1 protein-coding gene is annotated in these 299 nt (G+C 62.5%); it reads right to left on the minus strand.

From position 1 onward, the window contains the following. Positions 1 to 299, minus strand: a 299-nt coding sequence (locus J0A65_RS26965) for a DUF2845 domain-containing protein (protein ID WP_206597231.1), incomplete at both ends; no start/stop codon positions are given.

The raw sequence follows: 299 nt of genomic DNA on the forward strand, positions 1-299 counted from the left end.
GCAGGAAGTGGTACATGCCGTTCCTGGGGCCGTAGATCCACTCTTCCACGTTCACCTCGTTGCGAAAGCCGTAGGCATCGGTGACTTCCTTGTAGCCGAGAAAGTCCCGGCTGACGGGCTCGCCGCACTTGTGCTGGACCTCGCTGGTCGGCGCATCCTTGCTCACCAGCGCGCTGCCGCAACGGTAGGTGGAAGACGCCTGCGCCAGGACGGGCAGCAGCAGTAGCCAGAGCAGATGGTTGCGTTTGGGCACGGTGAACTCCTTGTCAGTGCTCTCGGCGGCGTTCGATTTCCACCAG

Origin of the sequence: Bowmanella yangjiangensis, from assembly GCF_017255015.1 — a bacterium.
Taxonomy (GTDB): Bacteria; Pseudomonadota; Gammaproteobacteria; order Enterobacterales; family Alteromonadaceae; genus Bowmanella; species Bowmanella yangjiangensis.